Origin of the sequence: Coleofasciculus sp. C1-SOL-03 (assembly GCF_040220555.1) — a bacterium.
Lineage (GTDB): Bacteria > Cyanobacteriota > Cyanobacteriia > Cyanobacteriales > Coleofasciculaceae > Coleofasciculus.
In genome coordinates this window covers 33,136-40,274 of the sequence record NZ_JAVJUO010000110.1, presented here as the reverse complement: position 1 = coordinate 40,274, position 7,139 = coordinate 33,136, and the positions used below count along the sequence as shown (strand labels likewise).

6 protein-coding genes and 2 pseudogenes are annotated in these 7,139 nt (G+C 41.8%); 6 read left to right on the top strand and 2 right to left on the bottom strand.

Features of this window, described 5'->3' with window-relative positions; genetic code table 11:
• A partial coding sequence (locus tag RIE73_RS18020) for a Uma2 family endonuclease (RefSeq protein WP_446402484.1) occupies positions 1-523 on the top strand: 523 nt, incomplete at its 5' end.
• 14 nt (positions 524-537) lie between these two features.
• Here the strand turns inward: RIE73_RS18020 and RIE73_RS18015 are convergent.
• Positions 538-708: pseudogene (locus RIE73_RS18015) on the bottom strand (hemerythrin domain-containing protein); the annotation flags it as partial.
• A gap of 95 nt (positions 709-803) precedes the next feature.
• Between RIE73_RS18015 and RIE73_RS18010 the strand changes: the two are divergent.
• From RIE73_RS18010 to RIE73_RS18000, 3 genes and pseudogenes are all read left to right on the top strand, one after another.
• Positions 804-1,172, top strand: coding sequence for a hypothetical protein (locus tag RIE73_RS18010; RefSeq protein ID WP_446402483.1), 369 nt, complete (start codon positions 804-806; stop codon positions 1,170-1,172).
• Positions 1,173-1,458: 286 nt separating this feature from the next.
• A pseudogene (locus tag RIE73_RS18005) lies at positions 1,459-1,620 on the top strand (PQQ-dependent sugar dehydrogenase); the annotation flags it as partial.
• Between the two features lie 244 nt (positions 1,621-1,864).
• A complete protein-coding gene (locus RIE73_RS18000; protein WP_446402482.1) occupies positions 1,865-3,352 on the top strand; it encodes a pentapeptide repeat-containing protein in 1,488 nt (495 codons plus the stop codon).
• 155 nt (positions 3,353-3,507) lie between these two features.
• Here RIE73_RS18000 and RIE73_RS17995 read toward each other — a convergent pair whose 3' ends face one another.
• Positions 3,508-5,073, bottom strand: coding sequence for a hypothetical protein (locus RIE73_RS17995; protein ID WP_446402481.1), 1,566 nt, complete (start codon positions 5,071-5,073; stop codon positions 3,508-3,510).
• Positions 5,074-5,555: 482 nt separating this feature from the next.
• Here RIE73_RS17995 and RIE73_RS17990 point away from each other — a divergent pair, with 482 nt between their 5' ends.
• The gene (locus RIE73_RS17990) at positions 5,556-5,807 is read left to right on the top strand and encodes a pentapeptide repeat-containing protein (RefSeq protein ID WP_446402485.1); all 252 of its coding nucleotides are present in this window, start codon (positions 5,556-5,558) and stop codon (positions 5,805-5,807) included.
• A gap of 182 nt (positions 5,808-5,989) precedes the next feature.
• The gene (locus RIE73_RS17985; RefSeq protein WP_446402480.1) at positions 5,990-7,096 is read left to right on the top strand and encodes a glycosyltransferase family 87 protein; all 1,107 of its coding nucleotides are present in this window, start codon (positions 5,990-5,992) and stop codon (positions 7,094-7,096) included.
• Positions 7,097-7,139 lie beyond the last annotated feature (43 nt).

The following is a 7,139-nucleotide window of genomic DNA, read 5'->3' as shown; positions in this document are numbered from 1 at the left end:
CCGCAGTTATACGCCACACCTGCAAGGGGATATTCCAGGAATTGTGATCGAATTTCTCTCAGATACAGAAGGAAATGAATATTCGATTAAGCCGACATATCCTCCAGGGAAATGGTATTTTTATGAGCAAGTGTTGCGAGTTCCCCAGTATGGAATTTTTGAACCTGAACAAGGTGTGCTGGAAATGTATCAGCTCAATGATGCTGGACATTATGTCTTGCCGCCGCCGCAACAGAGGCGCTATTGGATAGAAGCGCTGGGTTTATTTTTGGGTGTGTGGGCAGGAAGGAAGGGAAACCGTCAGGGGTATTGGTTGCGATGGTGGGATGAATCGGGACAACTTTTACCTTGGGGAGTAGAATTAGTAGAACAAGAACGACAACGCGCTGAACAAGAACGACAACGCGCTGAACAGGAACGACAACGCGCTGAACAGGAACAGCAACGTGCTGAACAAGAACAGCAACGAGTTCAAGCTTTGATCGCCCAGTTACGAGCGGCTGGAATTGAGCCAGAGGCGTAAGTTAGGATCAAGGTGACCGAATTTAGCGGAGAAAATGCTTCCTCGACATCCGCACCAGCGATTTGAGCTGCCTTATGAACCACAAGTCCTGACATGACTTGACCATGTTTTAGCAGTTCATGCTGAGCCATGTTTTCATAAAGACTGAGTTCAGAGCTTTTCATCATCTGCTCAGCTTGTTCAATTCACTGGGAAATCCCCGGATGTTTACCTTTAGACAGGTGATAGACACTATGTCTCAGTATTAACCTGATAGTAGTTGTGAATATTGGAACCTGATATGGAAGATATTTCTGACAAAACTAATGAGCTAGCACAGAAACATGGCAAGCAGCTTGAGGAACAGGGTAAACGTCTAGAGAAGCTGGGGAAATCTTTCAAAGAGAAAGGGAACCCAGAACATGGACAATCCTTAGAAGAGTACAGCCAAACCATACAGCAGGAAGCGAAGGCTATCATCGAAGAAGCTGAAAAGTCTGATCAAAAGCACGGTGAACCCTCTAAGAGAGCTTATGAAGCTGCCGTGAAGCATCATGTCAAAGCAACTAATGCACAGACAGAAGCGCTCACGGAGCAAGTAAAGATTAACCAGGATTATCTGAAGGAATCTCAAAAGATTTCTGAAAAAACACAGAAGTCTCAGCAGTAATGAGCTAAACCAAGACAAGATTGTTGGTTAATTTCAGATGTGGGATATCTGGTCGCATCTCATTTTAGAGTTGAGATTTTCATTGGACTTTGGACTGATGTCATCGATAACGGTGATTTGACAAAAATTCTCGGTTCAACCCCCTATCTCTCGGATTTCTCACCACGATTGCCAAAAGGCTTATAAAACCTGGATTAATCATAGAATAAGGTTTTCAACACTCTGTAAAAATTCTGGTTCAAAAATGCTCGAAACTTACTCCAAGTAAAGGTTCTGAGGACTACGATGGCAAACCTACTCCGCTGCTTTAGGACTAAAATTTTATGATAAACAGACTTTTCCGGCAAAGTATCACAATGGTGCATTTGTCGCATTTCGGGGATCATGGAATCGCGATCGCGGAACGGGGTATAAACTGGCGTTTGTTCCTTCGATGAGTAAGCCCCGACACCCGCCCGGAGTTCAAACTCCGGGCTAATAGCTTAAGTCCATTAAAATGGACTATAGCACTACGCACTCTAGTTAGGACAAATAAAAAAAATTAAAATCGTTCAATCCCTTGATGAGTAAGCGTTTTTCTTCACTATTGCCCATTCCCTATTGCCTTTTCACCTAATTTGATTGTCCTAACCTCAATGCGTAGTGCTATAAGTTAAACAGGTTCAAACAATGAGCTACGCACAAGTGTGATCATGAAAATCCCTCTCATTCTTCCCCTCAAACTTGAAAACCTCGGTTGGGGTGGATTTAGTCACATCGGGGTAGGAAAAAAAGCGATAAGAGTCAAACCCGCCCCTACATTCCTGAAAACACTTGTCTTGGCGATTTCCCTCCTCATCACTCCAGGGTTCACCCACACCATTCACGCGGCTAATCCTCAACACGTAGAACAACTCAAAACAACTAATGCTTGTCCTCAATGTGACTTAACCGATGCTGATTTAACCAATGCCAATCTTCAGCAGGCAGAGTTGAGCGGTGCTAACTTAAAAGGAGCAATCCTAGCGGGGGCTAACTTAAACCAAGCCAATCTCAGCAATGCCGAATTGAACGGTGCTAAACTGACTGGGGCAGATTTGGCAAGGGCGAATTTGAGGGAAGCGAAACTGGGGTTAAGAGAACTGGATGCTGATAACCCCTTACCTTCTCAGGTCGAACCCGATAATCTCTACAATACCTTATCCTGGCTGGGTTATCTTCCCACATTTATGGTCAATTGGTATGCAGCCGTCGTCACCGATTTGCGCGATGCTAACCTCCAGGGGGCGGACTTGTATCGGGCTAATTTGGATGGGGCGCTACTGAGTCGTGCGAATCTCCAAGAGGCTCAACTTGACTATACCAGCCTAGTCCGCACTTACTTAAGGGAAGCCATACTCACCAACGCCAACTTAGTCAGTGCTGATTTACGCAATGCTAATTTAACCGACGCCCAACTGGAAGTCGCTGATATTCGTTCAGCGGATTTGAGGGGTGCTAACCTAAATTCTGCCAATTTGGATACCGTTAATGCGGATAGCGCCAACTTAAGCGGTGCTAATTTAAGTCAAGCCTATATCAGTAACGCTGACTTCAATGGCGCGATGTTGGTGAGGACAAGACTGCAAGGGGCGGTACTTAATGGGAGCAATTTTCAGATCGCGGATTTAAGTCAGGCGAACTTACAAGGGGCGCAGTTAAAAGGGATAGGCTTCAATCGGGCTAATTTGACCAAGGCGAATCTGGAGGGGGCAAACTTGATCAATGCTAAACTCGCGATCGCAGACCTAACCAATGCCCAATTGACTGGCGCGATTCTTGATTCAGCTTACCTACACAGCGCGACTTTGGCGAATGCCGATTTAAGTGGTGTGGATTTACAGGGGGCGCAATTGCGAGAGGCTAATTTAAGTAATGTGACATTGGTTGGTGCCACGTTAGAAGATGCCAATCTGATTCGTTCTACGTTAACTGAGGCGAATTTAACCTATACCAATTTAACCCGATGTGATTTACGTGGCGCTAACTTAACTGGAGCAGATCTGAGTTACGCCAACCTAACCCAAGCTGATTTTGCCCAAGCCGCGTTGATGGGCGCAACCTTACAGGGCGCGAATCTCAGCGACGCCAACTTCAAAGGCGCGATCGGGTTGAGCCGCTATGCTGTACCGAGACCACCAGTTGATGGTAAAAAGAAGTAGAAACGTTGCAGGGCATGTCTCTGCACGCTGATGAGCTTTCACCATAAGTTGACACCAATGGTCACGATTCTACCCCTGGATAGATCATGTATTTTCTTTTTCTGGCAGTGATTTAAAGATAAATAAAGTATTAATTAATTAATATTATTACACAGCTAACGCTTTACAATATAGAGATAATACTTTTCAAACAAGCTTCTTGTGAATTCAGACTTTTTAGATATGCTAATATTGGGTTTTACAAATGTGATTTCATCATTTTCTTCTAGTGAATAGTTAGTAATTAAGAGTAGAGATTGGTTAGGATTATTTTGATTAATTTTGTACGTATGTTCTAGAATTTCTTGGGTAGTCATCTCTTTCATGTTGTCTTTTTTCCAAACAACAAAACTACCAAATGAATTTTGCTGGGGATAGTAAACTTTTTTATCAAGATACCCAGCAATAGGTGAAACTCTACTACTGGGATACCCAACGATAATCAAGTTATCTAGCTTTTTTTCTTGGATGTAAGTTGCTACGGCTTTACTGGCTGAAAACGGGTAGATTAAATCACGAACGAAAAACCGTATACCCACAGCTAAATGAATGAACATTAGCAGTATTATTAAAGGAACTTTATTTCGTTTGAATAAATCAATAAACCTTTTAATAAATATTTTTTGGCTCTTTGAGTTGTTGTAGTTATTGTAGTTCTCACTGTTAGAGTTATAAGATAGCCATAAACAAGCTATTAATAAAATAAATAAAATTCCGTAATGTCTCCAGTAACCAATGAACTTAGTATAACTAAATAAGAGGATTAATGAAGTTCCCGAAACATATAAAAACAGAGCTTTTCTTTGATTAATTAAAATCAAGGAAATGCCTATTAAAACCGAAAAAATAAAAAGGTTAAACAAAAAATTATCAGACATAGGTATATAATTCCACACCATTAGAAGATAACCTTTCGGTATAGTACTAATGGTTTGGGTCAATCTTTCTATATCTAAATCTAACTTCCAATCTGCGCCATGCCATCTATCTGGGGGAGGCAGCATTTGAATAATTGCTCCACCAACACCTATAAAAAATATCACAATGCCAATTATTCTTTGATTTTTTTTATCAGCTAAAATCCTATTAATATTGCCCTCTAAAATAACTTCAAAGACTAAGGTTGCCCCTATTGCTATTGCAATCATAGTGCCATATATATTAGTATTGGCTAATAAAGTAAGGATGATTGAAAAAATAATATAGTTGCGATCAGGCTTTCTAAATAATGTACAAAATATAAAAATTAAGAGAACACCTAGGGCATAGTTTCTACTAATTAAAGAGTATTCATAGAAAGGGAAATACCCAAAAGAAAAAAGTATTTTTGTAAGTCGAGTAAAGGGTGAAAACCGAGCAAACACATAGACTGTGGCAGTCGCAATTATTAAATGGTATATTTGCATCCAAAACGGATTACTTGTAAATCGAGTAATTACATAGAGACCCAGATGCCAAAGACCCGGATGTCCTTCATACCTTAAGTTTTCAAACAAGTTAATAAGTGATGAGCTGTCTCTCGCAATCATCCACGCTTGCAGTTCATCTCGCCACATTTCATGGTTAAGTATGCCGATAAAACTAATACAAAAGAAAGCCAAAACAAGTAAATTTACAAAATTTTCTTTGATCCATGAGCGTGCCATAATAAAATGGCGGTTAGAAGGGTGAGTATTTGACATAGTGATTGGATTAAAGTTTTTTGAAACAAGAGTTCGTATTCCTTCCTAAGAAAGGATTTATTCCCTTCCCGATCTAAGATTACCTACAACTAGATAGCTCAAACCCTGATCTCAGTAGAACAATACGATAGGTATTTTTCTGGCAGGAAAGGAGTAAACCAGAAACACAAATGACGATTAGCTGAGTTGGCTAGCATGGGGGTGATAATCACGTATTTTCTCCTTTTGTATCATAAAAGGTTCAATCTGTCAGTACTGGTTCCCAATAGTCCACAAACTATACCAATTTGACCGGGGTGAATCTGGAACAAGTAGATCTGACCAATCCCCAAGTGACGAGGGTGATTCTCCCTTTGGCTTACCTGCACAGCGCGACTCTGACAAATACAAAAGGAGTGGGGATTTGCCGCAGGCGCAACTGCCAGAGGCGAATTATAAGTCATGTTACATTGGTTGGTGCCACGTTATAAGATGCCAATCTAATTCGTTTCACGTTAACTGGGGCTAATTTAACCTATACGAATATAACTATAACCCGATGCGATTTACGCGGCGCTAACTTAACCGGGGCAGATTTGAGTTATGGGAACTTGACACAAGCTGATTTTGCCCAAGCTGCGTTGATGGCCGCAACCTTACAGGGAGCGAATCTCAGCGATGCCAACTTCAAAGGCGTGATCGGATTGAATCGCTATGCTGTACTGAGAACACCAGTTGGTGGTAAAAAGAAGTAGAGACATTGCCGACAACGTCTCTACACGATAATGGGCTTTCACCAAAAGTTGACACCAATGGTCAGTATTCTGCCCCTGAATAAATCTTGTATTTTAAGGTATTGTTGAAATTCGTTGGATTAATTTCTCGTCTTTCCCAAAATTTTTGGGTTCGGGTCACATGTTTGCTAGGTGCTTGTATAGTGCTGGTTGTAGTTGCCATCATCGGATTCAACCAACACTTGGACACGAAATACCTGTATGTAGCTGGATTATCTTGGTGGGAAGGATCAAATGCTTATGATTCAGAAATAGCTAGCCGATTAGGGGCAAACCAGAGTTTAGGAAGTTTTTTCTATCCACCTCAGATTGCCCCCCTGTGTCTTCTCTTAGGCGCATTTCCTTGGACACCGGCAAAAGTGGTGATGACCCTTTTAAATGGGGTTAGCGCTGGGGTCTTAGCTTATTTCTGTGTGCTACTAGTTAAACAGCCTCAGATGAAACGGCTAAGGGTTAAGGGTTCTGGTTCGGTGTGGTTTATTCCAGCCATTGTTCTGGCTAATCCCTTTACTCTCAATGTCATTCTCCTGGGACAAACAACCTTGATTGTCGCCGCAGCGCTAGTTAGTGGTTGGTATTATGCTTATCGCGATAAGTGGGTTTTAAGTGGTATTCTGATTGCCATTTCTACCATTAAGCCACAGTTGAGCCTACTGTTTATCCTGTGGCTGCTGTTAGAACGGCGGTGGCGAGTTTTGGCAGTAGCAGCCGTCACGACTTTGATTTTCTGTCTAGTTCCCATAGCGATTACGGGTCCAATTGAGGTGTTTGTCGAATGGTTTGCCTCCCTGGGAAAACATAAAAATGTATTTGCTAATGTTTTAGGTTCTCCAGCCGTTTTTAGTATCCAAAATTTACTTTATGCTGCTGAAATTCAAGTGCCACAGTTATTGCCTTTGGGGATTGTAATTACGGGTCTACTTTGGCGGTATCGTTCCCGACTGCTCATCGACGATGTGATTGGACTGTTGATGGCTATTTCGTTACTCTTTGGTTTCGCCCACCATTATGACTTAATTGCGTTAGCACCTCTGATGGCAGCATTCTGGCGGCATTTACACCATTGCCATAGAGCCACCTTCTTTGCCCTAACTGTGATGTTCGTCATGTGTTTCCCGCGAAATGTTTTCATGACTTTTATTGACAACGAGTTATTGCTACAATATCGTGTACTGTTGGTGCTGGGTGCGACAATCTGGTTGGGGGTTATGAGCATTCAGCGTAAAGCAGAAATTCAGCGAGTGCAGTAAGTTATAAAGACATCACAAAGAAACACTTGGGGATGTATTTGGA